Raw genomic sequence first — 26,491 nt, 5'->3', positions numbered from 1 at the left:
GGGAAGCCTTCGAGTTCCCGGAACGGCAAGAAGACCATGGACAAGTTCACCAAGCTCACCGGTGTGGCGGCGCCGCTGCCGATCGTCAATGTCGACACCGACATGATCATTCCGAAGGATTACCTGAAGACGATCAAGCGCACCGGCCTTGGCAAGGGTCTTTTCGCCGAGATGCGCTTTCGCGAGGACGGCTCCGAGAACCCCGATTTCGTGCTCAACAAGCCGGCATATCGCGATGCGCAGATCCTGGTCGCCGGCGACAATTTCGGCTGCGGCTCGAGCCGCGAGCACGCGCCCTGGGCGCTGCTCGATTTCGGCATCCGCTGCGTGATCTCCACCTCCTTCGCCGACATTTTCTACAACAACTGCTTCAAGAACGGCATCCTGCCGGTCACCGTCAGCCCCGAGGACCTGGAAAAGCTGCTCGACGACGCTTCGCGCGGCGCCAATGCGACTCTGACTGTCGACCTCGAGGCCGAGGAGATCCGCGGCCCCGACGGCGGCGTGGTCAAGTTCTCGATCGACGACTTCAAGCGTCACTGCCTGCTGAACGGCCTCGACGACATCGGCCTGACGCTGGAGAAGGCTTCGGCCATCTCCGCCTATGAGCAGACGGCAGCGACCTCGCGCCCCTGGGCCTAAGGGCCAGGGCTTGGCCTGACGCTGCTCGTGTCGCGGCGCGGGAGCGGCTTGCTGGCGAGGCGGGCCAGCGCTGATCGCACTCCGCGGGGGGATAGAAATGCGAAGACTCATTTCCACCGGCTCGCCCTTCGAAAAGACCGCCGGCTATTCGCGCGCGGTCGTCGAGGGCGACTGGTGCTTCGTCGCCGGCACGACCGGCTACGACTACGCGACGATGACCATGCCCGAAAGCGTCGAAGAGCAGACGCGCAACTGCCTCGCCACCATCGGCAAAGCGCTGGCCGAGGCCGGCTTCTCCTTGGCCGACGTCGTGCGCACGCACTACTACGTCACCAATCGCGCCCACGTGGCAAAAGTCTATCCGATCCTCGGCGAGACTTTTGGCGAGATCCGCCCCGCCGCGACGATGCTCGTCTGCGGGCTCGCCGAGCCCGAGATGAAGATCGAGATCGAGGTCACGGCGCTCCGTCGCAGCGCCTGATCCGATAATCCGGGAGACCGGCGCTGCCGGGGCTCGTCAATTTGCGGCTTTATTGGTCGCAATGCGATCCGGCGCTTGCGCATCCAGTCCGTCTCCGTTATTCCCGCCAGTGGGCCACCCCTCCCCAACGAGGGGCTTGCTATCTGGAAGGGTAGATTATGACTGTTCTCTCCAAGCCGGACGTCCGTCCGGCTAATCCCCATTTTTCGTCAGGTCCCTGCTCGAAACGTCCCGGCTGGTCGGTCGAGGCGCTGAAGGACGCTGCCTTGGGCCGCTCGCATCGCGCCAAGCTCGGCAAGTCCAAGCTTGAACGGGCGATCGCGCTGACTCGCGAAGTCCTCGAAGTACCGGCAGACTACCGTATCGGCATCGTGCCGGCCTCCGACACTGGCGCGGTCGAGATGGCGCTGTGGTCGCTACTCGGCGCCCGCGGCGTCGACATGCTCGCCTGGGAGAGCTTTGGCGCCGGCTGGGTGACCGACGTGGTCAAGCAGCTCAGGCTGGAGGACGTGCGCGTCCTCGAAGCACCCTACGGCCAGTTGCCGGATCTCGATCAGGTCGATTTCGATCGCGACGTGGTGTTCACCTGGAACGGCACCACCTCGGGCGTCCGCGTCCCCAATGGCGACTTCATCCCCGCGGACCGCGCGGGCCTGACCATCTGCGATGCGACGTCTGCCGCCTTTGCGCAGCGACTCGACTTCCAAAAACTCGATGTAGTGACCTTCTCCTGGCAGAAGGTCCTGGGCGGTGAGGGCGCGCACGGCATGCTGATCCTGAGCCCGCGAGCCGTCCAGCGGCTGGAATCCTACAAGCCCGCCTGGCCGCTGCCAAAGATCTTCCGCCTGACCTCGGGCGGCAAGCTGATCGAAGGCATTTTTCGGGGCGAAACCATCAACACCCCGTCGATGCTTTGCGTCGAGGACTATCTCGACGGGCTCGAATGGGCGAAGTCGGTCGGCGGCCTCGACGGCCTCATTGCTCGCGCCGATGCCAATGCAGCGGTCCTGGCCGAGTGGGTGGCGAACAATACGGCCGTCGACTTCCTCGCCGAAGTTCCAGAGACGCGCTCGAACACCTCCGTTTGCCTGCGTTTCGTCGATCCGGCGGTCGCCGGCCTCGATCATGCCGGCCAGCAGGCGTTCGTGAAGAGCTTCACGGCGGCGCTGGAGGTGGAGAAGGTGGCATATGACATCGCCAGCTATCGCGACGCCCCACCTGGCCTGCGCATCTGGAGCGGCGCCACCGTCGAGGCGGACGACCTGCACAGGCTGACGCCCTGGCTCGACTGGGCCTTTGCCAGCCAGAAGGCAGCGCTCAAGGCGGCGGCTTAGCCGCCCGCCCTCCCCCTCGAGGGGAGGGTGGCCCGAAGGGCCGGAAGGGGTCGCCTCCACCCGCGCCAACTCAACACAATCCGCAACCCGGCAACTCAAGATCTGCTCGAGCACTGCCGCCAGTACCCCACCCGGTCGCTGCGCGACCGACCTCCCCAAGGGGGAGGTAGGCCAACCGCAAAGGTTTTGCCCATGCCCCGCGTACTCGTTTCCGACAAGCTTTCCGAAACCGCCGTGCAGATCTTCAAGGACCGCGGCGTCGACGTCGACTACCTGCCGGACATCGGCAAGGACAAGGAGAAGCTGGCCGAGATCATCGACCGCTATGACGGCCTCGCCATCCGCTCGGCCACAAAAGTCACCGAAAAACTGATCAACGCCGCCAGCAACCTCAAGGTGATCGGCCGAGCCGGCATCGGCGTCGACAATGTCGACATCCCCGCCGCCTCGCGGCGCGGCATCATCGTCATGAACACGCCGTTCGGCAATTCGATCACAACGGCCGAGCATGCGATCGCATTGATGTTCGCGCTGGCGCGGCAGATCCCGCAGGCCAATGTCTCCACCCACGCCGGCAAATGGGAGAAGAACCGCTTCATGGGCGTCGAGATCACCGGCAAGACGCTGGGCGTGGTCGGCTGCGGCAACATCGGCTCGATCGTCGCGACCCGCGGCGTGGGACTGAAAATGCACGTGATCGCCTACGATCCCTTCCTGTCCGAGGATCGCGCCTCGGAACTCGGCGTGGAGAAGGTCGAACTGGACGAGCTTTTCGGCCGCTCGGACTTCATCACCCTGCACACGCCGCTCACGGACCGGACGCGCAATCTCATCGATGCCACCGCCATCGCCAAGATGAAGGACGGCGTGCGCATCATCAATTGCGCCCGCGGCGGCCTTATCGTCGAGAGCGATCTGGTGGCGGCGCTGAAAAGCGGCAAGGTGGGGGGTGCCGGCATCGACGTGTTCGAGGTCGAGCCGGCGACGGAAAGCCCGCTGTTCGGCTTGGAGAATGTGGTGACCACGCCGCATCTCGGCGCCTCGACCACGGAGGCGCAGGAGAACGTCGCCCTGCAGATCGCCGAGCAGATGTCCGACTACCTGGTCAAGGGCGCGGTCTCGAACGCAATCAACATGCCCTCGATCACCGCCGAGGAAGCGCCGCGGCTAAAACCCTTCATCAAGCTGGCGGAGGTGCTCGGCGCCTTCGTCGGACAGGTGACCGAGGACGCCATCAAGGAGGTGGAGATCCTGTTCGACGGCTCGACCGCCGCGATGAACACGAGGGCGCTGATCAGCGCCGCGCTTGCTGGCCTCATCCGCCCGCAGGTCGCCGACGTCAACATGGTCTCCGCGCCGATCATGGCGAAGGAGCGCGGCATAATCCTGTCGGAGGTCAAGCGCGACAAGTCCGGCGTGTTCGACGGCTATATCCGCCTGACGGTGAAGTCCGAAAAGCGCACCCGGTCGATCGCCGGGACCTGCTTCTCCGACCACAAGCCGCGCTTCATCCAGATCAAGGGCATCAATCTCGATGCCGAGGTCGGCCAGCACATGCTCTACACGACCAATCCGGACGTTCCGGGCATCATCGGCCTGCTCGGCACCATCTGCGGCCGGAACAACGTCAACATCGCCAACTTCCAGCTCGGCCGCAACCGCCCGGGCGGCGACGCCATCGCGCTGCTCTATCTCGACGCGCCCTTCCCGCCGGATGTGCTCAAGGAGCTACGGGCCAATCCCAAGATCAGCTCGGCAAAACCGCTGGTGTTCGACGTGGGGGCGGCGTAGCAAGTAGGCGGCTGGTCGCGGCCGCTCAGGTCTTGACGGTCGAGGCCTGGTAAATCTCGTCGATGGATTTCGCGAGCGCAGCGTCGAACTCGGCATTGCTCATGGAGTGCCGGAGGTCCTCGGCGAGCGCCCGCGAGAAGCTCGCGATCATGCCGTGGTTTTCCGCCAGCTTCTTGCAGGCGTCGGCGCGCGTGTAGCCGCCCGAAAGCGCAACGACCCGCGCGACGCGCGGGTGCTCGACCAATACCAAATAGAAATCCGGCGTGCTCGGGATCGTCAGCTTGAGCATCACCTGGCGGCCTTCCGGCAGGGCATCCAGCTTCTTGAGGATCTCGTCGCGGAGTATCACTTCTGCGCCGGCCTTGTCCGGGCTCTTGATCGACACTTCCGGTTCGATGATCGGCATCAGGCCATGAGCGGAGATCTGGTCGCCGACGTCGAATTGCTGCGCCACCACCGCAGCAATGCCCTCCTTCGACGGCAGGTTGATCACCGAGCGCATCTTGGTGCCGAAGATACCAAGCTTGACGGCGCGTTCGAGCAAACCGTCCAGCGTCGGCATGGGTTTCATCACGCTGACGCCGTCGCGTTCGGCCTCCAGCCCCTTGTCGACCTTGAGGAACGGTATGATGCCGCGTTGTTTCAGGTACGCGGGCACGGGCGTGTCGCCGACCAGCCCGTCCATCGTGCGCTCGAAGAGGATGGCTGCGAGGATCTTTTCACCGGTGAAGGCTGGGGCTGTGATGATGCGCACCCGCATCTCATGGACCAGCCGGAACATCTCGGCCTCGCCGCTGTAAGCGGTTTCCGGAATGCCGTAGAGCCGGAGCGCGCCCGGCGTCGAGCCGCCGCTCTGGTCAAGGGCCGCGATAAAGCCGGGCTTGTTGGAAATCTGCGCCGTCGCTTCTGCGTTGGTCATCTCGATCTCCTCGCTTCGCCGGCGCTGCGGACGACGATACCTCATCGTCGAGCTGACGGATCAGGAACTTTGCCATGAAGGGATTATGCCATCAACTTTCGTCCGGCGCACCGGCTATCTCAACATCGCCTTCCTCTCCGCAGGGCTATCCCCCCGAGCACCAGGGCCAGTGCCACGGCGTGGTAAGCCTGGAACGCCTCGCCAACGATGACGATCGAGAGCAGCGTGCCAAGGATCGGCACGAGGTTGACGAAACGTCCTGCGCGGTTCGCGCCGATCATCTCGACGCCGCGGATGAAGAAGACCTGCGCGAGGATCGACGGAAAGATCGCGACATAGGCGAGGATCGCCCAGCCGAAGGTATCCGGCCATACGAGCGCTCCGAAACGGTACTCGGCAGCAGCGAACGGCAGCGCACCCAGCAGGCCGCCCATGACCAGCACGATCATCAGGCTCTGCCAGCGCACAGCGGGACGGTAGCGCAAGAGCACCGTGTAGGCACCGTAGGAGACCACGCCCAGGACCATGATCGCGTCACCGACATTGACTTCGAACTGCAGCAGTCGGGCCGGGCTGCCGTGGCTTGCGGTGAGCAGGATACCCGTGACGGACATGAGCAGACCCAAGAGCTGCAGCGCAGTCGCCCGGACACGGAAGAACAGAAAATTCAGCAGGAAGATCAGCATCGGGATTGCGCCCTGCTCGATGCTGACATTGATCGCCGTGGTGTAGACGAGCGCCCCGTAGAGGGCGATGTTGAACACAGCGAAGCCAAGGAAGCCGAGAAGCAAGAGGTAAAGCAGCTTCGGCTTCAGCGCCGGCACATCGGCTCGGAGCTGCCGCCAGCCGATGGCAAGAAGTATGGCGAGTGCGAGCGCCCAGCGCATGGCGGTGAGCAGCATTGGCGAGATATGGCCGGCAGCCAGCTTGCCGGCTACCGCATTGCCGGCCCAGAACAGCGTGGTAAGCAGGAGCAACGCGCAGGCGGTCCGGTGCTTGCGGCTGGCTAGTAGAGTTTCTTTATAGGCTGAGCAACGCCGTAAGCGGCTTCGGCCGCCGTAAGCCTTCGCGCGGGAGAATTTATTGGGCCTGTGCTAGGTTGTCGCCGCGATCCACGGTCGCGCTCGGCGGATGATATCGCTATAGAGGCCCTCGTCCGGTCCGCTCCGGACCGTCTCGACATCGGAAGGAAAAGAAATGGCCAACGTTGTGGTCGTCGGTTCGCAATGGGGCGACGAGGGCAAGGGTAAGATCGTCGACTGGCTGTCCGAGAGGGCAGACGTGGTCGTCCGCTTCCAGGGTGGCCACAACGCAGGCCACACGCTGGTGGTTGACGGCAAGGTCTACAAGCTCTCGCTCCTGCCGTCCGGAATCGTTCGCGACGGCAAGCTCTCGATCATCGGCAATGGCGTCGTCTTCGATCCGCATGCGTTCGTCGCCGAGGCCGCCAAGCTGCAGGCCCAAGGGGTCACCATCACGCCCGACTGCCTGAAAATTGCCGAAAATACCGCGCTTATCCTCTCCCTGCATAGGGAGCTGGACGGTTTTCGGGAGGATGCCGCTTCCAATTCGGGCACTAAGATCGGCACCACGCGTAGAGGGATAGGGCCGGCTTACGAGGACCGGGTAGGCCGACGCGCCATCCGGGTGATGGATTTGGCGGACTTGGACACACTGCCTTCGAAGGTGGAAAGGCTGTTGACGCACCATAATGCGCTTCGGCGCGGCCTCGGCCATCCTGAAGTGGAGCATCAGGCAGTGATAGACGAACTGACCTCGGTCGCCGATCAGGTTCTTCCCTACATGGACCGCGTGTGGAAAATCCTCGACGACCGGAGGCGTGCGGGCGATCGCATTCTCTTCGAGGGCGCCCAGGGCACGCTACTCGACGTGGATCACGGCACCTATCCATTCGTGACCTCGTCCAACACGGTGGCGGGCCAGGCCGCGCCCGGTTCGGGCATGGGCCCGGAGGCGATCGGCTACGTTCTGGGCATCACCAAGGCCTATACGACCCGCGTCGGCGAAGGCCCCTTCCCGACCGAACAGAAGAACGAGATCGGCGAATTCCTCGGCACCAAGGGCCACGAGTTCGGCGTCGTCACCGGGCGTAAGCGCCGCTGCGGCTGGTTCGATGCGGTGCTCGTGCGTCAGGCGGTGGCGGTGAACGGCATAAACGGCATCGCGCTCACCAAGCTCGATGTGCTGGACGGCCTGGACGAGATCAAGGTCTGCACCGGCTACCGGCTGGACGGCGAGGAGATCGATTACCTTCCGGCGAGCCAGAGCGCCCAGGCGCGGGTCGAACCGATCTACGAGTCGCTGGAAGGCTGGAAGGAAACCACGAAGGGAGCCCGAAGCTGGGCCGATCTTCCTGCCCAGGCAGTGAAATATGTGCGCCATGTCGAAGAACTGATCGGCGCGCCGGTGGCACTCCTATCCACCAGTCCGGAACGGGACGACACGATACTTGTGACCGACCCGTTTCAAGATTAACTTCCCGCAACCTTGATTTGTACTGCTTCGGCACGTCGCGGGACATTTGGGACCACAGGTCGACAATAGAATGGCAGATTTCGTAGCGGTCCTGAAGAAGACGCTGGAGGGCCTTTCCGATACCACGCCGCAGACGCGGGAGAAGGTGTACGAAAAGGCACGCATCACCATCTCCAGCAAGCTGGCGGCGATGAATCCGCCGCTGCCAGAAGCGGTGATGGCAAGGCAGAAGCAGGCTCTCGAAGACGCCATCGTCAAGGTGGAGGCCGAGTATACGCCCAAGCCGTCCGATCCGCTGGCCGAACTCGAAAGCGTCTTCGAATCACTTAAGAACCCGGAGTCGCGGGCTCCGCTGAGGCAACCTGCAACGAAGGCGCCGCAGCCGGTTCCTCCGCGAACGCCCGAAGCTCCTGCCCCTCAGAAACCCGCAGCCAGCGTGCCCCCCAAGCCGGCGCTCACTGCGTCGATTCCAGAGATTCTGCCGGCAACCCCGATCCAGAAGACGCTGCCAGCGCCCGAGCCCCTGCCGCAGCTCTCCGCGCCAGCCGAGGACGCCGTAACGGAGGAGCCTGAACGGAGCGATCGGTTCGAACACGATCGCTACGAGAACCAGGGCTACGAGACCGACCGCTACGAGGAGTTTTCCTTCGCCACGGAAGCGGACGACAGCGAGCGACTGGCGTCGCGATTGGAAGCCAGACGTGCTCGCAACTCTACTCGCCGGCCCGCCATATCCGGTCGCCTGATTGCAGCCGGCATGGCCGTTGTGCTCGTCATCGGTGCCGCGGCTGGCGCCTGGGTGGCGCGCGACAGCATCGGCAACGTTCTGGCGAATGCAGGCATCCCCGGCTTTGCCACTCCTGAGCAATTCGCCTCGACGCCGGAGGAACCTGCCGAGGCGCCACAGGAGGACGTGGCTGCGACGGAGCCCCCGGACGATACCGCCGAACCGGCTGCGGAGGCCGACAATACCGCTCCTGCTGAAAGCGATGCCAATCCGGCGTCGACGGCGCCGGTGAAGTTCACGCAGCGGCTCAATGCCGACGGAACCGAGACGGACATGGGTCCCGCCGGCGGGCCGCCTGTACTCGGCGAAGGTACCTCGCTTGCCGCCGCCACCGCGCCGGCCATGCCGGAGCCGCCTGCATCCGCTCCGGCAGAGCAGTCGCAGGAGACTGCTGCTGCCGAGACGACGCAAACGCCACCGGCCGCGGACGCGGCAGAGCCGCCTGCGCCCGCGCAGAACCCGCCTGGAGAGGCCGCCCCGCAGGCCGGGCAGCAGGAGGCCTCGGTCCCGGTCGGTCAGCGGGCGATCTTCTATGAGGAGCGCACCAGCGTCGCCGAGGCGTCGGCCGAGCCCGGCACGATCGTCTGGTCGGTGGTCCAGGAATCGCCCGGCGGCGACCTGCCGCCGGAGCCGGCCATTCGCGCCGAGGCAACGATCCCGGGCAAGGACGTGCGGCTTCGCATGACGATACGTCGCAACGCGGATCAGTCCCTGCCGGCAAGCCACATCGTCGAGATGATCTTCCTGACGCCCCAGGGTTTTGAAGGCGGCGGCATCGAAAACGTGCTGCGGATGTCGTTGAAGGGCTCGGAGCAGGAGGCGGGCAGCCCGCTTCTCGGGATCCCGGCGAAGATCGCCGATGGCTTCTTCCTGATCGCGCTGAACGACTCGAAGCCCGAGATCGAGGCCAACACACGTCTGCTCAGCAGCATGTCGTGGATCGACGTGCCGGTTCAATACAAATCGGGCCGGCGCGCGCTATTCACCATGGAAAAGGGCATCCCGGGCGCGAAGGTGTTCGATGAGGCCTTGAAGGCCTGGCAGGCGGCGCGTAGCGGCTGACGACTAGGTCGCCCCTCAGAAGCCCTGGAATGGCACTTCCAGGGCTTCAACGATGGGCTCAGCTGCCCTCGAGTTCTTCCCTCAGCATCTCCAGCTCAAGCCACTCGTCCTCTAGGGCCTTGAGAGTCTCGCGCTCCTTGTCGAGCGCGGCGATGGTCTTCTGAAACGAGCCGGGATCACGCTCGTAGAAGGACGGATCGGCGATCCTGTCCTCCAACGCCGAGATCGACGCCGATACGGTCTCGATCTTCTTGGGCAGGTTCTCCAGTGCGAATTTCTGCTTGAATGAGAGTTTTTGGCTGGGCGACTTCTGCGCCGGCCGGACGGCTTCCGCCTTCGGGCCGGCCTGCTCGGGCTCGGCGCCGCGCTTACGGTCGCCGAGCTTCGTGCCGCCGCGCTGCGCGAGCATGTCGTTATAGCCGCCGGCATACTCGACCCATTTGCCGTCGCCTTCGGGCGCGATGATGCTGGAGACGGTGCGGTCGAGGAAATCGCGGTCGTGGCTGACGAGCAGCACGGTGCCGGCATAGCCGGAGACCAGTTCCTGCAAGAGATCCAGCGTCTCCATGTCGAGGTCGTTGGTCGGCTCGTCGAGCACTAGCAGGTTGGAGGGCCGCGCCAGCACACGGGCGAGGATCAGGCGCGCCCGTTCGCCGCCCGACAGTTCGCGGATCGGCGTGCGCGCCTGCTCGGGCTTGAACAGGAAATCCTTCATGTAGGAGACGACATGCTTCTCCTCGCCGTTCACGACCAGCGTCTCGCCCCGACCGTCGGTGAGAAAGTGCGCAAGCGTCTCGTCAGGATCGACGCTCCGCTTCTGGTCGAGTGTGGCGATCTCGAGATTGACGCCGAGCCGCACCGTACCTGTGTCGGGATCGAGCGCACCGGTCAGCATCTTCAGCAGCGTCGTCTTGCCGGCGCCGTTGGGGCCGACAAGGCCAATCCGGGCGCCGCGGCCGATCCGGGTGGAGAAGTTGTCGACGACGAGCAGGTCGTCGAAGCGTTTGGATATCGCCTTCGCTTCGATCACCAGCTTGCCGGATTCGGCCGCCTCGCTGGCGTTCAGGTTGGCGAGGCCTTCCGGCCCGCGATGGCTGCGCAGACGAACGCGCATATCCTGCAGTTCGCCCAGCCGGCGCATGTTGCGCTTGCGACGCGCAGTCACGCCGTAGCGCAGCCAGTGTTCCTCGCGCACGATCTGGCGGGCGAGTTTGTGCTGCTCGCGCTCTTCCTCCTCCAGGATTGTGTCGCGCCATTCCTCGAAGGCGGCAAAGCCCTGCTCCAGCCGGCGCGTCTGTCCCCTGTCCAGCCAGACGGTTGCCCGGCTGACCCGCTCCAGGAAGCGTCGGTCATGCGAGATCAGCACGAGCGCCGACCTCGACCGGGAGAGTTCGTCCTCGAGCCATTCGATGGTGGCGAGATCGAGATGGTTGGTAGGCTCGTCGAGAAGCAGGATGTCCGGCTCCGGCGCCAGCACGCGGGCGAGCGCGGCGCGGCGTGCCTCGCCGCCCGACAGGTTTTCCGGGGCCTCCTGACCGGTAAGCCCGAGATTTTCGAGCAGGTAGATGGCGCGATAGGGGTCGTCGGCCGGGCCCAGCCCCGCCTCCACATAGTCGCGGGTCGTGGCGAATCCCTCCAAGTCCGGAACCTGTGGGAGATAGCGGATCGTTGCCGACGGCTGGCGAAAGACCTCGCCGTCCTGCGGCTCGACCATACCGGCGGCGATCTTGAGCAGCGTCGACTTGCCCGAGCCGTTACGGCCGACGAGGGCGATGCGATCGCCCGGGCCAACGGAGAGAGATGCTCCGTCGAGCAGGGGCGTTCCACCGAAAGTGAGGCGAATTCCGTCGAGCGCAAGAAGTGGCGGCGCCATTCAGTCTCTTTCTTGTTCGTTCAAATGCGCGATCAGCATGGCCCGCCCGCTGCCGAGGGAGATCGAAAGCCGCCCGCGCGTCTCGTTGGAGAGGGTGAGCGACGAGCCGAACTCCACCTCCACACGGTCGAGCGGCCACTTGGCACCCGCCACCGACAGGCCGGAGAGCTCGGAAAACGCGATAATGCTGAAGAGCGTATCCTCCGGATAATCGAATTCTGCCCGGCCGGGCAGAAGCGGGACGCCTTCCTGGAGCCCACTGGTCAGCATTACCGGAATGCCCTGCGTAGCCAGCCTCAACGCCATGGACAGGTGAAGAAACTCATGATCGCTCCGCCCTCCACCGAAGGCTCCGACCATCAGCAGTGAGGTCGCCCCGTTCGTCAGGGCGACCTCGACGGCGAGTTCTCCGTCGGTCTTGTCCTTGTCTCGCGCAAAACTCTGCCGAGGCACGCTCAGGAGCGACTCCGGCAGGTCGTCAGGAACGGAATCGAAGTCCCCCACCCAGAGTTCCGGGACAATCCCGAGCGCCTGCGCATGGCGCATGCCGCCGTCAGCGGCGATCACGCGCGTTCCCGCTACACGCCGCCTGATGGCGGAGGTCGGAACGAAATCGCCTCCGAGAAGGAGCGTGAAACTGGTCATGGGCCGGCGCTTAACACGTGGGATGGCTGGAATGAAGGGCGCGGATGCGGCTTGCGCCTTGAGGTTGCGCGGCCTAATGTTCGCCCCGCTCTAACGGGGTGCCGGCCGCGTCGATTCGCGGCCCGCTGAGAGGCAGAGCTGCCAACCCGCTGAACCTGATCCGGCTCGTACCGGCGGAGGGATTAGATGCGATCGGACGGTCCGGGCGCCAATTCCCTTCAACTCGAAAGTATGGAGGCGTCATGCGCACGTTCAAAACTCTGCTTTGTTCGACTTTCCTTCTCGCATTCGCCGCTGTTCCGGCAACTGCGCAGGAGAAAACCCTCACGGTCTACACCTACGAAAGCTTCACCTCGGAATGGGGCCCCGGCCCGCAGGTCGAGAAGGCCTTCCAGGCCGAGTGCGGCTGCGATGTGAAATTCGTGTCGGTGGCGGACGGAGTGGCGCTGCTCAGCCGGGTGAAGCTGGAAGGCGCATCGACCAAGGCCGACATCGTGCTTGGGCTCGACACCAATCTTACCGCCGAAGCCAAGGCGACCGGTCTCTTCGCGCAATCGGGGATCGACACCGCCGGGCTTCAGGTGCCGGGTGGCTGGAGCGACGACACCTTCGTCCCGTTCGACTACGGCTATTTCGCCGTGGTCTACGACTCCCAGGCTCTGCCGAATCCGCCGAAAAGCCTGAGAGAGCTTGTCGAGGGCGACCCGTCCCAGAAGATTGTTATCCAGGATCCCCGCACCTCCACGCCGGGCTTGGGGCTCCTGCTCTGGGTACGCTCGGTCTATGGCGACGACGCGAAGGAGGCCTGGCAGAAACTTCGTAAGCGGGTTCTGACCGTGACCCCAGGCTGGAGCGAGGCCTATGGCCTGTTCACGAAGGGCGAGGCACCGATGGTGCTCTCCTACACCACCTCGCCCGCCTACCACCTGATTGCCGAGAAGACCGACAGGTACAAGGCCTCCTCGTTTTCGGAGGGACATTACCTCCAGGTCGAGGTCGCGGGCATGACGACGGTGGGCGCGGGCAATCCGCTTTCGAAGCAGTTCCTCGAATTCATGACTGGCCCCAAGTTCCAGGATGTCATTCCCGAGACCAACTGGATGCTGCCTGCGGGGAAGACCGAGAAGCCGCTCGACCCCGCTTTCGATACTCTGGTGAAGCCGGAAAAGACGCTGTCCTTCACGCCGGAAGAGGTGGCGGCCCATCGGAAGCAGTGGGTGGACGATTGGCTCGCGGCGATGAGCGAGTGAAATTCCGTTAGTGTAATCCCTTGAACGTCAGCGCCGCCCCTCATCCGCCTGCCGGCACCTTCTCCCCGTTGGACGGGGAGAAGGGAAGCGCGGCACCGCCTACGCACACCTTCAGCGCCAGCGATTGGCGAAGCAAGCGCGGCCGGCATCTCTCTCCCCGTGTACGGGGAGAGATGTCCGGCAGGACAGTGAGGGGCAACTCCAGGCTTCCCGGAAGACCACATCGTTTTCTTTTGACGGCGAACGCGCCGCACCCAGTGGCGCCTCATGCGTAAGGCGCCTCCCACCAACCCCCGCATCCTCGCCGGCATCGCCGCGCTGAGCGCGGTCGCCCTTCTCATCGGCGGCGCGTTCCTCGGCCTCATCCTCGAGGGATGGCGCGAGTGGCGAAACGCCGTCGACGCGTTCGATCCCTACCTGTTCCGAGTCGCCGGCTTCACGATCTGGCAGGCGGCACTTTCCACCATCTTGTCGGTGGCACCTGCCCTGCTCCTGGCGCGCGCGCTGTCGCGCCACCCCAGCTTCCCCGGACGCGCCCTGATCCTGCGCCTCTTCGCGCTTCCGTTGGCGCTTCCGGCGATCGTGGCGGCTCTCGGGTTGCTCGAGCTGTTCGGCCGGGCCGGCTATCTCTCCGGCCTTTTCGGCTGGATCGCCGGCGGACCTTGGCAGGGCATCTACGGCCTATCGGGCATATTGATCGCCCACGTCTTCTTCAATCTGCCGCTGGCGACGCGGCTTTTCCTCGAAGCGCTGGACATCGTCAGCCCCGACTACTGGCGCCTCTCCAGCCAACTCGGCATGGGCGCGCTTCCCTCCTTCCGCATCATCGAATGGCCGGTCCTGCGCAGCGCCCTCCCCGGCGCGGCGGGACTCGTGTTCATGCTTTGCGTCACCTCCTTCACGCTGGTGCTGACGCTCGGCGGCGGACCGCGCGCGACGACCCTGGAGGTGGCGATCTACCAGGCCCTGCGTTTCGACTTCGATCCGGCCCGGGCGGTGGCGCTCACGGCACTACAGGTCGTGATCACGATTGCGGCGCTGGCAGTGCTCACGCGGCTGGGCGCCAACGCGGCAGGAGACGCCAACCTGAACGTGGCATCTCCCCGCCTGCCCGTGGCAGGCCGGTCCGAGACGATCCTAAACGCTGTACTGCTGAGCCTGGCCGTGCTGTTTGTCCTTGGTCCGCTGGTGGCGACTGTCGCATCGGGAGTGCAGGCCGATCTGTCACGGCTGGCCGGCGAGGACTCAGTACGGAACGCGGCCGCGACCAGCGTGGTCCTTGCGCTAGCAGCCTCGCTCCTGTCCGTCTCGCTGGCCCTTGCGCTCGTTGCTGCACGCCGAGCGGTGTCTTTGCGCAGGGGCGGCTCCGGCTCGTTGTTGGACAGGCTGATGGACACCGGTGCGGGCTTCATCCTCGTCGTGCCGCCAATCGTCGTCGGCGCCGGCTGGTTCATCCTGGTGCGGCGCTTCGCCGATGTCTTCGCCATCGCGCCAGCCATGATCGTCTCGGTGAACGCGGTGATGGCCATGCCTTTCGCGGTCCGCGCCATTCGCCCCGCCTATGATGCCGCCGCCGAGCGCCACGACCGCCTCTGTGCCGCTCTCGGCATTCGCGGATGGGCCCGATTGCGCCTCGTGGACTGGCCAGTATTGAAACGGGCGCTTGCCATGGCCGCGGCATTCGCGATGGCGCTGTCACTGGGTGACTTGGGTGTGGTCGCTTTGTTCGGCAGCGACGCCGTGCAGACCCTGCCCTATCTGCTGCTGACCCGCATGGGCAGCTACCGCACCGCGGATGCGGCGGGTCTGGCGCTGCTGCTCGGCCTCATCTGCCTGGGGCTGATGGTTCTTGCGGAGCGGCTTGGGCGGAGTAGGGCGCGATGAGCAAGGAAGCGGCGGGGATCGGGCTGGAGCACGTCCGGTTCAGCTATCCGGACATGACGATGGATTTCGATGTGGAGGTTCCTTCCGGCTCCATCACGGCGCTGATGGGACCAAGTGGGTCCGGAAAATCAACGATTCTTGACCTCATCGCCGGCTTTCGGGAGCCGGACTCAGGCCGCATACTCATCGGCAACGATGATGTGACAGGGCTTCCGCCCGACCGCAGGCCGGTCTCGATGATTTTTCAGGAGAACAATCTGTTCGGCCACATCGACGTGGCGAAGAATGTCGGGCTGGGGCGTTCGCCTTCGCTCCGGCTCACGGAGACGGATCACGCCGATGTTGCGGATGCCCTTGCCCGCACCGGCCTCGCCGGCATGGAACGGCGGCTGCCGCGTGAACTCTCCGGCGGCGAGAGGCAGCGCGTGGCCCTTGCACGCGCGCTGGTGCGGGACCGGCCCGTGCTTCTGATGGACGAGCCGTTCGCATCGCTCGGCCCTGCGCTTCGCAACGAGATGCTCGATCTAGTGCTCGAACTACAGGCGGAGCGGGCCCTCACCGTGCTTTTCGTGACGCATCATCCGGATGACGCCCGCCGGGTGGCGTCGCGGATCATCTTCATCGAAGCGGGAAGGATCGCCGCCGCCGGGCCGGTCTCGGATTTCTTCGGCGAGGATGGACCCGCCGCCTTCCAGCACTATATTGGCAATGAAGGGCGCTTCGCCCGGAAGGCGACATAATCTTGGGGCAGACGGGCCGTTAGGCTTGCAAATCGGATGGCGGGGCGTCGCAGGGGGTACGCGCATAGCGCTTTGCGTGGTGCATCTGACGGCACGATTCGCTCGACACGAAGGAAACTGATCCTGCCGGTCATCTTCCATAGAACCGACGATTCGCGCCCTGTTGCGAACAGCCGACGCCTGCTCGCGCTCGGACTGGCGACGCTGCTGGCCGGCTGCCAGTCATTCCCGAATTCGGTCGAACAGCAGAATTTCCAGCCGTCCGACCGGCCGATAACCGTCGACACCGTCGAGCGTAACGACCGGCTTGCGGAATTGGCGCGGGCCCAGCATCCCCGCATTCTTGCGACCTATGGCGGCGAATACTCGGACCCGAAGCTCGAGCGCATGGTCGCCAAGGTGGTGGGAAGCCTGACGACTGTCTCAAGCAATCCAACCCAGACCTATCGCATCACCATCCTCAACTCGCCCAACGTGAACGCTTTCGCGCTGCCCGGCGGCTATCTTTACGTGACGCGCGGTCTGCTCGCGCTGGCCAACGATTCGGCGGAACTGGCGGCCGTCATCGCCCACGAGATGGGTCATGTCACGGCTAATCACGGGCTGCAGCGGCAGCAGAAAGAGGCTGAGGAGATCCTCGCCACCAAGGTCGTCACCGACGTCCTTGGCGAGTCGCCCACGGCCAAGGTTGCGCTGATCCGCGGCAAGCTGAGGCTGGCGCAGTTTTCGCGCAATCAGGAACTCGAGGCTGACGCCATCGGTGTGAAGACCGTCGCCCTCGCCGGATATGACCCGACCGCCGCGGCGCGCTTCCTGCAGTCGATGGCCGACTACAGCAATTTCCGCAGCATCAGCGGCGCGACCGATCCCAGCCTGGACTTCCTCGCCAGCCATCCGAACGCCCCGCAGCGCATCGAACTCGCTCGCATGCACGCACGGCAGTTCGGGGCGCAGAAGGGCGCGACCGACCGTGATTCCTTCCTCGCCGGAGTTGACGGGCTGCTCTTCGGCGACACGCCCGAGGAAGGCTATGTCCGCGACAACACCTTCATGCATCCCGGCTTGGGCGTCACCTTCACCGTGCCCTCCAATTTCGTGATCGACAATTCGGCCGCCGCCGTGACCGCGACCGGCCCCGGCGAGATGGCGATCCGCTTCGACGGCGTGTCGCTGGACAAGAATGTCACGCTGACCGACTACATCCGCTCCGGATGGGTCACCGGCCTCGATCCGGCGAGTGTCCGCACAGATACCATCAACGGCAACGAAGCCGCGATCGCCAGCGCACGGGCAGAAGGCTGGCAGTTCGACATCACCATCGTCCGCGTCGGCGGCCAGGTCTATCGCCTGCTCACGGCAGCGCCGCTCGCCAACACCAACATCAATGTGGTGGCGCGTTCGGTCGGCGCCAGCTTCCGCGCCTTGAACGGTCAGGAGAAAGCGGCTCTGAAGCCGCTGAAGGTGCGGGTGATCGCCGTGAGGCCGGGCGATACAGTCGGCAGCCTGTCGGCGCGCATGAGCGGTGTCGATCGCAAGCTGGACCTGTTCCGGATGCTGAATTCCCTTTCGCCGGTTGCCTCCGTATCTGCCGGAGACAAGGTGAAGATCATCACCGACCAGTAGGTCAGGCCAGGAAAGCCGGGTTTTCCTTGACCAGCGCCACCCGCAGCTTTTCCAGGGCGCGCGTCTCCAACTGGCGCACCCTTTCCTTGGATATCCCCAGCGACTCGCCCAGCGATTCCAGCGTGGCGCCGTCGTCCTGCAATCGGCGTTCCGCGATGATCTGCCGCTCGCGCGGGCTGAGCACGCCGAGTGCCTTGTAGAGCCAGTTGGCGCGCCGCTCCACGTCGATCGCCTCCCCCGCAACCTCGTCGGGCAGAGGAGCGTCGGAGACCAGCAAGTCCATACGGTCCGCCGAGCCTGAGCCGCCGTCGCCGAGCGGCGCGTTCAGCGAGGAGTCCGGATTGGAAAGGCGGGAATCCATCAGCGCCACGTCGGCTTCGGAGACGCCGAGTTCGTCCGAGATCTCCTTGTAGAGACCGGGGCCTGCCAGGGGGTCGCTGCCGCCGGCCAGCTTGGCCCGCAGCCGGCGGAGGTTGAAGAACAGCGCCTTCTGCGCCGAGCTCGTACCGCCGCGCACGATCGACCAGTTGCGCAGGATATAGTCCTGGATCGACGCGCGTATCCACCAGGTCGCATAAGTCGAGAAGCGCACGTCGCGTTCCGGCTCGAAGCGGGCAGCCGCCTCAAGCAGCCCGACGTAGCCTTCCTGGATAAGATCGCCCATCGGCAGGCCGAAATGCCTGAACCGGGCCGCCATCGAGATGACCAGGCGCATATGCGCCACCGTTATGCGATGCATCGCCTCCTGGTCTTTGAATTCCTTCCAGCGGTAAGCGAGCTTGAACTCCTCTTCACGTTCCAGATACGGCGCGGACATGGCCGCTGTGATCATCGAGCGTCGGGCCTTGTCTTCCATTGGGGCACTGTCCCGCAGAGAAATGGTCGAAATATTTGCGAGGCCGGTAGCCAGACTGCGCAGCCCCTAGTCCCGCAACATGCGGCGCCGTCACCACGTCGCACTAAGCAGAACAACTGCGGGGCAAGAATTTCGTTCCGAGCAGACCTCCAAGTTCGCATTCCGAAGCATGCGACCGGCGCTATGCTACTCCTCTGCCGGCGAGAAAGAACCCGGCCTTTAGGGCAACAAAAAACCCGGCGCCGAGGCGCCGGGTTCCTGAACGACAAACCTGGGGAATGGGGCTTATGCCGCCTCTTCCTGCTCGGCCTGGTCGGCTTCTTCATTATCCGCCTTGGCGCCGCGTTTCGGGCCCTTGGCGAGGTTGGCCTCGATCATGCGGACCGCCTCGGTCTCGGAGACGCGGTTGACGGCCGCAATCTCGCGCGCCATGCGGTCGAGCGCCGCCTCATAGAGCTGGCGCTCCGAGTAGGACTGCTCGGGCTGGTTTTCGGCACGGTAGAGGTCGCGCACCACCTCGGAGATCGAGACGAGGTCGCCGGAGTTGATCTTCTGATCATACTCCTGGGCGCGGCGGGACCACATGGTCCGCTTGACGCGCGCGCGGCCCTGCAGCACCTTCAGCGCGCGGTCCACGTAATCGGTCTCGGAGAGCTTGCGCATGCCGATCGCGGTCGCCTTGGCGACCGGAACCTTCAGGCGCATCTTGTCCTTGGCGAAATCAATGACGAACAGCTCCAGCTTGTGTCCCGCCACTTCCTGCTCGTCGATGGAAACGATCTGTCCCACGCCGTGAGCCGGATAGACGATGAATTCCCCGGCCTTGAAACCGTGACGTACGGGGGCCTTCTTCTGTGTCTGGGTAGTTGCCATTACGCCCTGAACTCCTTCTGCGCCGCCGGCGGTCTGCGCCGGAAGACGATTGGATCGGCAGAGTGCCGAACGAGAGCCGCAAAGACAGCGCAAGCCCTTCCGGATAAGCCGGGCCTCCGGTTTAGGCGTGAACGCCAACCCGGCCCAAGTCGCCCTGGTCCGAAACTAGGTCTCCACCTTTCAGTGAAAAAGGCTCTTCGCCATAAAACGACGATGTGTACGCGGCATGTTGGTACCTACGTAGCACAAAAATTGACGAGAATCAAGAATTTGCTGCTTTGGCGCACGCAATACGCCACGATGCCGCACCAGGCGGACCGAGCAGATTTGAAGTCTAACCCAGGAAGCGCGTCGCGCTCAATCTCCCTGTCCCGGATTCGGCGAGAAATACTTCTCGAATTTGCCCCCTACCCCGTCGAACTCCTTCGCGTCCGGCGGCTCGGGCTTCTTCGTGGTTATGTTCGGCCATTTCACCGCATATTCGGCATTCAATTGCAGCCAGCTGTCCAGTCCCGGCTCGGTATCCGGCTTGATGGCGTCCGCCGGGCACTCCGGTTCGCAGACCCCGCAATCGATGCACTCGTCGGGATGAATGACGAGCATGTTCTCGCCTTCGTAGAAACAGTCGACGGGACAGACCTCGACGCAGTCCATGTACTTGCACTTGATGCAATTGTCCGTGACGACGTAGGTCATTTCTGCTCCGGCGATTTGCCGCTCATACGTTGGTCAGCGTGACGTAATTCCTTTGGCAGACGCTGGCAAGGGCGGTCTTTGCGCCCGAAAGCCGCGCCGGGAAATGATCCCCCGCCCACGATCCGTGCCGCGGTCAGCTTTGATCGCGCAGGCGATCGATCTGCCGCCGTTCCCTCTTCGTCGGGCGGCCGCTGCCGATCTCGCGCACCGGCGGCAAAGCATCGGGAGGCGCTTTAGCTGCCGTGGGCTGCGGCGAAAGGTCCTCATAGAGCAGCCGGGCCTCTTCGGCCGGCCCGCGCCGGAGGCCCGGCAGGAGCACCCGATAGACGAGGATCCGCCGGTCCAGCGTGATCGTCAGGGTGTCGCCGATGCGGACCGGATCGGACGACTGCGTGGCCTTCTCGCCGTTGACACGCACCCTGCCCGACTGCGCGAGCTTGGCGGCCAGGGTGCGGGACTTCACGACACGCGCAAAGAACAGCCATTTGTCGATGCGCTGCCGGCCTTCCGCCATCTACTTCTTGAGCTGGTCGCGGAGCGCCGCGAGCTTGGCGAAAGGCGAATCCGGATCGAAGCGCGCCGGCCTTTCCTCACGCGGCGGTCGTGCCTGGAACGCGGGCTTGCCGCCGTCCTTGCGGCGCTCGCCGCGTTCGGCCGAGGGCCCACGGTTTCCGTCCGGCTTGCCTCTCGATCCGTCGCGCCGGAAGTCCGGCTTGCCGTGGCGCTTCTCTCGGCCCTGCTCCGCGCCTTCGTTCGGCCGGTCGCGGCGAGGCCCTCGCTCGTCGCGCTGGCCGGCCTGCCTCGGTCCACGAGCCTGCTGGCCGTCCCGTCCATGACCCGGCGGACGGGCACCGTCGCCATGTCGGTGACGAGGCCTGTGCTCGAAGCGGCCGGGCCGCCAAAGCAGGATGGGCTTGGGCTCCTCGACAGGCGCGAGATCAACGGCAGATGGCTCTGCCACGCCCTCGGCGGACGTCTCCGCTGCCTCCTCTCCTGCGTTCGTGGTCGCAGAAGACTCGGCCTCAGCTTCCCTTGCTGAGGGAACATGCTGCGATGTCTCGGCGCTCTCGCCGTCGCCGTCGGCACCCGACGCGATCGCCTGCCCTTCCTCGCCAAGCAACGCGGAAGCCTCGGCGCGCTCTTCCGTTTGCGCGGGCTCGTCCGCCGGCTCTCCCGAAGAAGCCTCTTCGGCGACGGCAACGATCTCTGGTTCAGCAGAAGCCTCGGCCGACGCGGCCGCCTCGGAAAGCGCCTCCGGCGCTGCCTGGGCGATCTCATTGGACGCCGTGTCCGCTTCCATCTGTTCCCCGGCCTGCGCTTCAGCAGCAGCAGCACCACTCTCATCTGCAGTTTGCGCAGCGGCCGCCTGTTCTGCCGCGGCCTTCTCCGCCGCAGCCCTTTCCGCTGCGGCCTTTTCGGCTGCCTGCCGCGCCGCCAGATCCAGCGCCTCCAGCCGCGCCTTGACCTCGACGGCAGGCTTCGGCTCGGCGCGATAGCCGAGCCCCTTGAGGATCTCCTCGATGTCCTCGCCGCTCGCGCCGAGGATCGACATCATCGGCGGCGTCACCATGAAAGCGTTGCCATCATAGGCGCTGTCGGGGCGATTGCCCGTGCCAGGCTTCCAGGCGAGCGCCGGCCGGATCAGGTCCGCCAGGCGCTCGAGGATATCGATTCGCACGGCGCGCCGGCCGAGTACGCGATAACCGGCGAGGCTGTAGAAGGCACGCTCGAAGGACGGGTCAACTACGACGGATGTCCGCCCGGCGGCGAGCAATTGCACGACATCGCCATAGCCCGGCTTGTCCTTGCCATCATTCATCAGCGCCCAAAGCAGCGTGATCAGCCCCGCAGGCGCCGGCTTGATCAGCGGCGGCACGAAGATGTGATAGGCGCCGAAACGCACGCCGAGTCTGCGTAGCGCGCCGCGGCTTTCCTGGTCGAGCGACTTGATCTCGTCCGCGATGTCGCGCCGGTTGATCACGCCGAACTGCTCCACCAGCCGGAAGGCGATGCCGCGCGCGATGCCCGTCAGTTGTTCCGCCTGCTTGAGGTCGACGAGCGGCTTCAGGAGCGACTCGATCTGGAAGTTGACGAAGCGTTCCGCACGCGCAGCGACCTTGTCGCGCGCCGGACCGGTGAGTTGCTCGTCGGCAAGCAGGATCACCCGCGGCTTGAGCGCGTCGTCGGTTGCCGTGACCGTCGCGATCGGCGCGCCGATCCAGCGCAGCACCCCATCCGAGCCGAGGGCGATGTCGTGGTTGCCGGAGTTGGAGAAGCGCTCCGCGCGGGTCTCGAACTCGGTCGCCAGCGCCTTTTGCGCAGCGGCGCGGATCGCCTTGCCGTCCTCGCCGCCTGCGGCCTGGTCAGGCGTGAAGCGAAAGCCTTGCAGGTCACCGACATGATGGCCCTCTACAAGGACGGTTCCGGATTGATCGATCTCGGCTTCAAGCATGCTATTTTCTCTCAGGCGCCGCATGAGGACGGAAGTCCTGCGGTCTACGAAGCGTTTCGTCAACCGCTCATGCAGGGCATCCGATAGTCTGTCTTCGATCTCACGTGTTTTTTCGCGCCAGTGACGCGGATCGGCCAGCCAGGCCGGGCGGTTGGACACGAAGGTCCAGGTGCGGATCTGCGCAATCCGGTTGGAGAGCGTGTCGATATCGCCTTCGGTCGAGTCGGCGCGGCGCACCTGCTCCGCCATGTAATTCTCGTCCACATGCCCGAGCCGCACCAGGTCGAAATAGATCGAGGCGATCAGTTCGGAATGCTGGGCCGGGGCGATGCGCCTGTAGTCGGGCAGCGCGCAGGCTTCCCAGAGCTGCGACACGCGCTCCCTGCCCCGGGCCAGTTCCCTGATCTCGGGGTCGCGCGAAAGCTGCTCGAGCGCTTTTGCATCAACGGCAGGAAGAGCCCGGGTCAGGCCCTCGACCGGCACCGGCGTCTCGATCGAGTGCCGCAGCGCGTCGAGGCTGGAAAAGTCGAACTGCGCAGTGCGCCATTGCAGGACCTTTACGGGCTCGAAGTCGTGCCCCTCGACCTTCTCGACCAATTCTTCGTCAAAGGGATCCACCTGCCCGGTGACCCCAAATGTGCCATCGCGCAGATGCCGTCCGGCGCGTCCAGCGATCTGTCCGAGCTCGGCCGCGGTGAGCGCCCGATACTGGTAGCCGTCAAACTTGCGGTTCTGCGCGAAGGCGACGTGGTCGACGTCGAGGTTCAGCCCCATGCCGATCGCGTCGGTGGCGACGAGATATTCCACATCGCCCGACTGGTAGAGCTCCACCTGCGCATTGCGGGTGCGCGGGCTGAGCGCGCCTAGAACAACCGCCGCCCCGCCGCGCTGGCGCCGGATCAACTCGGCGATCGCGTAGACCTCGTCCGCGGAAAAGGCGACGATCGCGGAACGGCGCGGCAGGCGCGTGATCTTCTTGGAGCCGGCATAGGCGAGATGCGACAGCCGCGGCCGCGTCACAACCGATATGCCGCGCAGCAGCTTTTCGAGAATGCCACGCATGGTGGCGGCGCCGAGCAACAACGTCTCCTGCCGGCCGCGCAGGTGCAGGATGCGGTCGGTGAAAATGTGCCCGCGCTCGAGATCGTTGGCCAACTGGATCTCGTCGATGGCCACGAAGGCGGCGTCGGTCTCGCGCGGCATAGCTTCGACGGTGCACACGGAATAGCGGGCGCTGACCGGCGCGATCTTCTCCTCGCCGGTGATGAGCGCCACCTTGGCTACGCCGACCTTGTCGACGACGCGCTGATAGACCTCGCGCGCGAGCAGCCTAAGAGGCAGGCCGATCACGCCGCTGTCGTGCGCGACCATCCGCTCGATGGCGAGGTGCGTCTTGCCTGTGTTGGTGGGGCCCAGAACCGCTGTCACGTCCCGCCCGGACAGGATCAGCGGATCGGTCTTCGTCTGATGCACATTCATAGTCTGGGGGAACTGCCTCTCGGACTCGGCCGCTCAGCGTGTGGAATGTCCCGTCTGGAGGAGCGAGTTGCCGGCCATTTGAGACAGAAATAGGTGCTTCCCCCCGGGAAGTCCATGACGGAACGGAATCCGGAACGAGTCTGGAACGAATCGGCGACGAATCGCTGACTCGCCCTGATTCAGGTTTTGTTCCACTGAGAGCGGCGACTACGTCATTGATGCTGAATCATTTTCTTGAATCAGGGCGTTGCGGGCCGACTCTCGCGCGGAACGCCTTAGGCACCGCTAAAACGGTTCGACCCCCACTCCGGTCGGCTTGGCCGACCGGAGTGGGGTCGAATGCCCAGGAGAAGCGTCAGCGCATCTCAGGCCATATACTGCCCGCCATTGGCCGAAATGGTCGATCCGGTGATGAAGCCCGCCTCGTCCGAGGCCAGGAACACCACGCAGCGCGCGATCTCCTCCGGTTCGCCCAACCGACCGACGGGGATCTGCGGGATGATGCGCTCGTTGATCACCTTCTCGTCCACGGCCCGCACCATCTCGGTGCCGATGTAGCCCGGGCAGACGTTGTTGACGGTGATGCCGGCGCGTGCGCCCTCCAGCGCCAGCGCCTTGGTGAGGCCGACCTCGCCGGCCTTGGAAGCGGAATAATTCGCCTGCCCGGCCTGCCCCTTCTGGCCGTTGATCGAGGAGATGGTGATGATCCGGCCGAACTTGCGGTCGCGCATGCCGCCCCAAAGGGGATGGGTCATGTTGAAGGCGCCGCTGAGATTGGTGTCGATGACCTCTCGCCATTGCTGCAGAGTCATCTTGTGGAACATGGCATCACGGGTGATGCCGGCATTGTTAACCAGGATGTCGATCGGCCCGAGGTCTGCTTCCACTTCGCGAATGCCGGCGACGCAGGCGTCGTAGTCGGCGACCGACCACTTGTAGGCCGGGATGCCCGTCTCGGCGTTGAACTTCTGCGCCGCCTCGTCATTGCCGGCATAGTTGGCCGCCACCTTGCAGCCCGCCGCCTTCAGGGCGACTGAGATCGCCGCGCCGATGCCGCGCGTTCCGCCCGTCACGAGTGCTACTCGGGTCATGTCTGCTCCTCCCTGAAATGCGGCAGTGAGTGGACAGACGGCAGTAGGGTACGTCCCCTTGTTCTTAGAGTGTTCTTTCTACTGCCCGCTGCCCGCCTTCTTCCCCGACTGCCTAATGCCTAATGCCTGATTTCTATTGCCGACCGGTCAGCTCATCGCCTCGACACACATGGCCACGCCCATGCCGCCGCCGATGCACAGCGTCGCAAGGCCCTTCTTGGCCTGGCGGCGGCGCATCTCGAAAAGCAGCGTGTTGAACACGCGCGCGCCGGAAGCCCCGATCGGATGACCGATGGCGATCGCGCCGCCGTTGACGTTCACGATCTCCGGGTTCCAGCCCATGTCCTTGTTCACGGCACAGGCCTGGGCCGCGAAGGCCTCGTTCGCCTCGACGAGGTCGAGGTCATCGACCTTCCAGCCGGCCTTCTGCAGCGCCTTGCGCGAGGCCGGGATCGGTCCCGTGCCCATGATCTGAGGGTCGACTCCGGCGGTCGCCCAGGAGACGATGCGGGCAAGCGGCGTGATTCCGCGACGCGCGGCCTCCGCCTCGGTCATCAGCAGCACGGCGGCGGCGCCGTCATTGATGCCGGAGGCGTTGCCGGCGGTCACAGTGCCTTCCTTGTCGAAGGCTGGCCTGAGCTTCTGCATCTGGTCGAGCGTGGCACCATGGCGGATATACTCGTCGTCCTCGACCACCGTGTCGCCCTTGCGGCCCTTCACCGTCACCGGGACGATCTCGTCCTTGAAGCGACCCGCCTTCTGGGCAGCCTCCGCCTTGTTCTGCGAGGCGAGCGCGAACTCATCCTGCATCTCGCGGGTCAGTTGCCACTGGCGCGCGACGTTCTCAGCGGTGTTGCCCATGTGGTAGCCGTAGAAGGCGTCGGTCAAGCCGTCCTTGATCATGGTGTCGATCAGCTTCAGGTCGCCCATCTTCACCCCGGCGCGCAGATGCTGGCAGTGCGGAGCCATCGACATGGATTCCTGGCCGCCCGCGACGATGATCGACGCGTCGCCCGTCTGGATCTGCTGCATGCCGATGGCAACGGCGCGCAGGCCCGAGCCGCAAAGCTGGTTCAGCCCCCAGGCGGTCGCCTCTTTCGGGAGACCCGCATTGACCGCCGCCTGGCGCGCCGGGTTCTGGCCCTGCCCGGCCGTAAGGATCTGGCCCAGGATCACCTCGTCGACCTCCTGCGGATCGACCCCCGCGCGCTTCAGCACCTCCTTGATGGCGACGGTGCCCAGATCATGCGCGGTGACATTCGCAAAAGCGCCGTTGAACGAGCCGACGGGCGTACGCGCGGCACTTGCTACCACGATCGATTGTACGGACATGGGTCTTTCTCCCGACATGGTGTCTTTCCCTGACGTTGTTTCTGGCCCTCATGAGGCGGCGAGTCAAACCGGAAAATCGCTGGTCAGCCATGCGCGAGTTGCGTCCCGCATGGGCGCCGTGAGCACTTTCGTGGCCCTGGCACGTCCAAGAATCCTGCAGCGCACAAAGCGCTTGGATTGGCCGC

Annotated in this window: 21 protein-coding genes and 1 riboswitch; of the genes, 10 read left to right on the top strand and 11 right to left on the bottom strand. The window is 64.9% G+C overall.

The features are described 5' to 3' along the window. Window positions 1-36 precede the first annotated feature (36 nt). From leuD to serA, 4 genes are all read left to right on the top strand, one after another. Window positions 37-642, top strand: a complete 606-nt coding sequence (gene leuD / locus HUI96_RS03840; RefSeq protein ID WP_188253329.1) for a 3-isopropylmalate dehydratase small subunit — start codon at window positions 37-39, stop codon at window positions 640-642. A gap of 97 nt (window positions 643-739) precedes the next feature. Next, a complete protein-coding gene (locus HUI96_RS03835; RefSeq protein ID WP_188253328.1) occupies window positions 740-1,123 on the top strand; it encodes a RidA family protein in 384 nt (127 codons plus the stop codon). Window positions 1,124-1,281: 158 nt separating this feature from the next. After that, a complete protein-coding gene (locus tag HUI96_RS03830) occupies window positions 1,282-2,457 on the top strand; it encodes a phosphoserine transaminase (RefSeq protein WP_188253327.1) in 1,176 nt (391 codons plus the stop codon). A gap of 192 nt (window positions 2,458-2,649) precedes the next feature. Beyond that, entirely contained in the window at window positions 2,650-4,248 is a 1,599-nt protein-coding gene (gene serA, locus HUI96_RS03825; protein WP_188253326.1) for a phosphoglycerate dehydrogenase, read from the top strand. Between the two features lie 25 nt (window positions 4,249-4,273). Here serA and HUI96_RS03820 read toward each other — a convergent pair whose 3' ends face one another. Both HUI96_RS03820 and HUI96_RS03815 read right to left on the bottom strand, forming a co-directional pair. Next, entirely contained in the window at window positions 4,274-5,167 is an 894-nt protein-coding gene (locus HUI96_RS03820; protein WP_188253325.1) for a fructose bisphosphate aldolase, read from the bottom strand. Between the two features lie 119 nt (window positions 5,168-5,286). Next, window positions 5,287-6,144: a DMT family transporter gene (locus HUI96_RS03815; RefSeq protein WP_188253324.1), complete on the bottom strand. Its 858-nt coding sequence runs from the start codon at window positions 6,142-6,144 to the stop codon at window positions 5,287-5,289. Window positions 6,145-6,364: 220 nt separating this feature from the next. Between HUI96_RS03815 and HUI96_RS03810 the strand changes: the two genes are divergently transcribed. Both HUI96_RS03810 and HUI96_RS03805 read left to right on the top strand, forming a co-directional pair. Continuing rightward, window positions 6,365-7,663 (top strand): adenylosuccinate synthase, encoded by a 1,299-nt coding sequence (locus HUI96_RS03810; protein ID WP_188253323.1) that lies wholly within the window; start codon window positions 6,365-6,367, stop codon window positions 7,661-7,663. Between the two features lie 70 nt (window positions 7,664-7,733). Beyond that, window positions 7,734-9,512 carry a hypothetical protein gene (locus HUI96_RS03805; protein ID WP_188253322.1) on the top strand — a complete coding sequence of 593 codons (1,779 nt, stop codon included), beginning with the start codon at window positions 7,734-7,736 and terminating at the stop codon, window positions 9,510-9,512. Between the two features lie 58 nt (window positions 9,513-9,570). Here the strand turns inward: HUI96_RS03805 and HUI96_RS03800 are convergent, their stop codons facing one another. Both HUI96_RS03800 and HUI96_RS03795 read right to left on the bottom strand, forming a co-directional pair. Then, window positions 9,571-11,385, bottom strand: a complete 1,815-nt coding sequence (locus HUI96_RS03800; RefSeq protein ID WP_188253321.1) for an ABC-F family ATP-binding cassette domain-containing protein — start codon at window positions 11,383-11,385, stop codon at window positions 9,571-9,573. Further along, window positions 11,386-12,030, bottom strand: a complete 645-nt coding sequence (locus tag HUI96_RS03795) for a thiamine diphosphokinase (RefSeq protein WP_188253320.1) — start codon at window positions 12,028-12,030, stop codon at window positions 11,386-11,388. Window positions 12,031-12,114: 84 nt separating this feature from the next. Beyond that, a riboswitch (TPP riboswitch) is annotated at window positions 12,115-12,229 on the top strand. A gap of 43 nt (window positions 12,230-12,272) precedes the next feature. Between HUI96_RS03795 and thiB the strand changes: the two genes are divergently transcribed. The 4 genes from thiB (at window position 12,273) to HUI96_RS03775 (ending at window position 17,527) form a co-directional block, all read left to right on the top strand. Then, on the top strand, window positions 12,273-13,280 hold the full coding sequence (gene thiB, locus HUI96_RS03790) for a thiamine ABC transporter substrate binding subunit (protein WP_188253319.1): 1,008 nt from the start codon (window positions 12,273-12,275) through the stop codon (window positions 13,278-13,280). A 267-nt stretch (window positions 13,281-13,547) separates the two neighbouring features. Further along, complete coding sequence (thiP, locus tag HUI96_RS03785; RefSeq protein WP_188253318.1) at window positions 13,548-15,164, top strand: thiamine/thiamine pyrophosphate ABC transporter permease; 1,617 nt, start codon at window positions 13,548-13,550, stop codon at window positions 15,162-15,164. Further along, window positions 15,161-15,904, top strand: a complete 744-nt coding sequence (gene thiQ / locus HUI96_RS03780) for a thiamine ABC transporter ATP-binding protein (RefSeq protein WP_188253317.1) — start codon at window positions 15,161-15,163, stop codon at window positions 15,902-15,904. The genes thiP and thiQ overlap by 4 nt, the downstream gene beginning before the upstream one ends. A gap of 36 nt (window positions 15,905-15,940) precedes the next feature. Further along, on the top strand, window positions 15,941-17,527 hold the full coding sequence (locus tag HUI96_RS03775) for a M48 family metalloprotease (protein ID WP_188253316.1): 1,587 nt from the start codon (window positions 15,941-15,943) through the stop codon (window positions 17,525-17,527). Window position 17,528: 1 nt separating this feature from the next. Here HUI96_RS03775 and HUI96_RS03770 read toward each other — a convergent pair whose 3' ends face one another. The 7 genes from HUI96_RS03770 to HUI96_RS03740 form a co-directional block, all read right to left on the bottom strand. Then, on the bottom strand, window positions 17,529-18,383 hold the full coding sequence (locus HUI96_RS03770; protein ID WP_188253315.1) for an RNA polymerase factor sigma-32: 855 nt from the start codon (window positions 18,381-18,383) through the stop codon (window positions 17,529-17,531). Window positions 18,384-18,668: 285 nt separating this feature from the next. Then, window positions 18,669-19,256, bottom strand: coding sequence for a CarD family transcriptional regulator (locus tag HUI96_RS03765; RefSeq protein WP_188253314.1), 588 nt, complete (start codon window positions 19,254-19,256; stop codon window positions 18,669-18,671). Between the two features lie 357 nt (window positions 19,257-19,613). Further along, entirely contained in the window at window positions 19,614-19,952 is a 339-nt protein-coding gene (gene fdxA / locus HUI96_RS03760) for a ferredoxin FdxA (protein WP_188253313.1), read from the bottom strand. A 133-nt stretch (window positions 19,953-20,085) separates the two neighbouring features. Continuing rightward, window positions 20,086-20,466 carry an RNA-binding S4 domain-containing protein gene (locus HUI96_RS03755; protein ID WP_188253312.1) on the bottom strand — a complete coding sequence of 127 codons (381 nt, stop codon included), beginning with the start codon at window positions 20,464-20,466 and terminating at the stop codon, window positions 20,086-20,088. Next, window positions 20,467-23,883 (bottom strand): helicase-related protein, encoded by a 3,417-nt coding sequence (locus HUI96_RS03750; protein WP_188253311.1) that lies wholly within the window; start codon window positions 23,881-23,883, stop codon window positions 20,467-20,469. Between the two features lie 365 nt (window positions 23,884-24,248). After that, window positions 24,249-24,974 (bottom strand): acetoacetyl-CoA reductase, encoded by a 726-nt coding sequence (phbB, locus tag HUI96_RS03745; RefSeq protein ID WP_188253310.1) that lies wholly within the window; start codon window positions 24,972-24,974, stop codon window positions 24,249-24,251. A 147-nt stretch (window positions 24,975-25,121) separates the two neighbouring features. After that, entirely contained in the window at window positions 25,122-26,306 is a 1,185-nt protein-coding gene (locus HUI96_RS03740) for an acetyl-CoA C-acetyltransferase (protein ID WP_188253309.1), read from the bottom strand. Window positions 26,307-26,491: the final 185 nt, after the last annotated feature.

The sequence above is a fragment of the Pseudaminobacter soli (ex Zhang et al. 2022) genome (assembly GCF_014595955.1).
Lineage (GTDB): Bacteria > Pseudomonadota > Alphaproteobacteria > Rhizobiales > Rhizobiaceae > Kumtagia > Kumtagia pseudosoli.
Note: the sequence above shows the minus strand (reverse complement) of the source record. Positions and strands in the feature narration are given on the sequence as shown.

What these genes read in the sequence shown, in the direction of transcription:
- leuD (WP_188253329.1), top strand. Translation starts at nt 37, where the DNA reads ATGGACAAGTTCACCAAGCTCACCGGTGTGGCGGCGCCGCTGCCGATC.
- HUI96_RS03835 (WP_188253328.1), top strand. Translation starts at nt 740, where the DNA reads ATGCGAAGACTCATTTCCACCGGCTCGCCCTTCGAAAAGACCGCCGGC.
- HUI96_RS03830 (WP_188253327.1), top strand. Translation starts at nt 1,282, where the DNA reads ATGACTGTTCTCTCCAAGCCGGACGTCCGTCCGGCTAATCCCCATTTT.
- serA (WP_188253326.1), top strand. Translation starts at nt 2,650, where the DNA reads ATGCCCCGCGTACTCGTTTCCGACAAGCTTTCCGAAACCGCCGTGCAG.
- HUI96_RS03820 (WP_188253325.1), bottom strand. Translation starts at nt 5,167, where the DNA reads ATGACCAACGCAGAAGCGACGGCGCAGATTTCCAACAAGCCCGGCTTT.
- HUI96_RS03810 (WP_188253323.1), top strand. Translation starts at nt 6,365, where the DNA reads ATGGCCAACGTTGTGGTCGTCGGTTCGCAATGGGGCGACGAGGGCAAG.
- HUI96_RS03805 (WP_188253322.1), top strand. Translation starts at nt 7,734, where the DNA reads ATGGCAGATTTCGTAGCGGTCCTGAAGAAGACGCTGGAGGGCCTTTCC.
- HUI96_RS03800 (WP_188253321.1), bottom strand. Translation starts at nt 11,385, where the DNA reads ATGGCGCCGCCACTTCTTGCGCTCGACGGAATTCGCCTCACTTTCGGT.
- HUI96_RS03795 (WP_188253320.1), bottom strand. Translation starts at nt 12,030, where the DNA reads ATGACCAGTTTCACGCTCCTTCTCGGAGGCGATTTCGTTCCGACCTCC.
- thiB (WP_188253319.1), top strand. Translation starts at nt 12,273, where the DNA reads ATGCGCACGTTCAAAACTCTGCTTTGTTCGACTTTCCTTCTCGCATTC.
- thiP (WP_188253318.1), top strand. Translation starts at nt 13,548, where the DNA reads ATGCGTAAGGCGCCTCCCACCAACCCCCGCATCCTCGCCGGCATCGCC.
- thiQ (WP_188253317.1), top strand. Translation starts at nt 15,161, where the DNA reads ATGAGCAAGGAAGCGGCGGGGATCGGGCTGGAGCACGTCCGGTTCAGC.
- HUI96_RS03775 (WP_188253316.1), top strand. Translation starts at nt 15,941, where the DNA reads ATGGCGGGGCGTCGCAGGGGGTACGCGCATAGCGCTTTGCGTGGTGCA.
- HUI96_RS03770 (WP_188253315.1), bottom strand. Translation starts at nt 18,383, where the DNA reads ATGGAAGACAAGGCCCGACGCTCGATGATCACAGCGGCCATGTCCGCG.
- HUI96_RS03765 (WP_188253314.1), bottom strand. Translation starts at nt 19,256, where the DNA reads ATGGCAACTACCCAGACACAGAAGAAGGCCCCCGTACGTCACGGTTTC.
- fdxA (WP_188253313.1), bottom strand. Translation starts at nt 19,952, where the DNA reads ATGACCTACGTCGTCACGGACAATTGCATCAAGTGCAAGTACATGGAC.
- HUI96_RS03755 (WP_188253312.1), bottom strand. Translation starts at nt 20,466, where the DNA reads ATGGCGGAAGGCCGGCAGCGCATCGACAAATGGCTGTTCTTTGCGCGT.
- HUI96_RS03750 (WP_188253311.1), bottom strand. Translation starts at nt 23,883, where the DNA reads ATGAATGTGCATCAGACGAAGACCGATCCGCTGATCCTGTCCGGGCGG.
- phbB (WP_188253310.1), bottom strand. Translation starts at nt 24,974, where the DNA reads ATGACCCGAGTAGCACTCGTGACGGGCGGAACGCGCGGCATCGGCGCG.
- HUI96_RS03740 (WP_188253309.1), bottom strand. Translation starts at nt 26,306, where the DNA reads ATGTCCGTACAATCGATCGTGGTAGCAAGTGCCGCGCGTACGCCCGTC.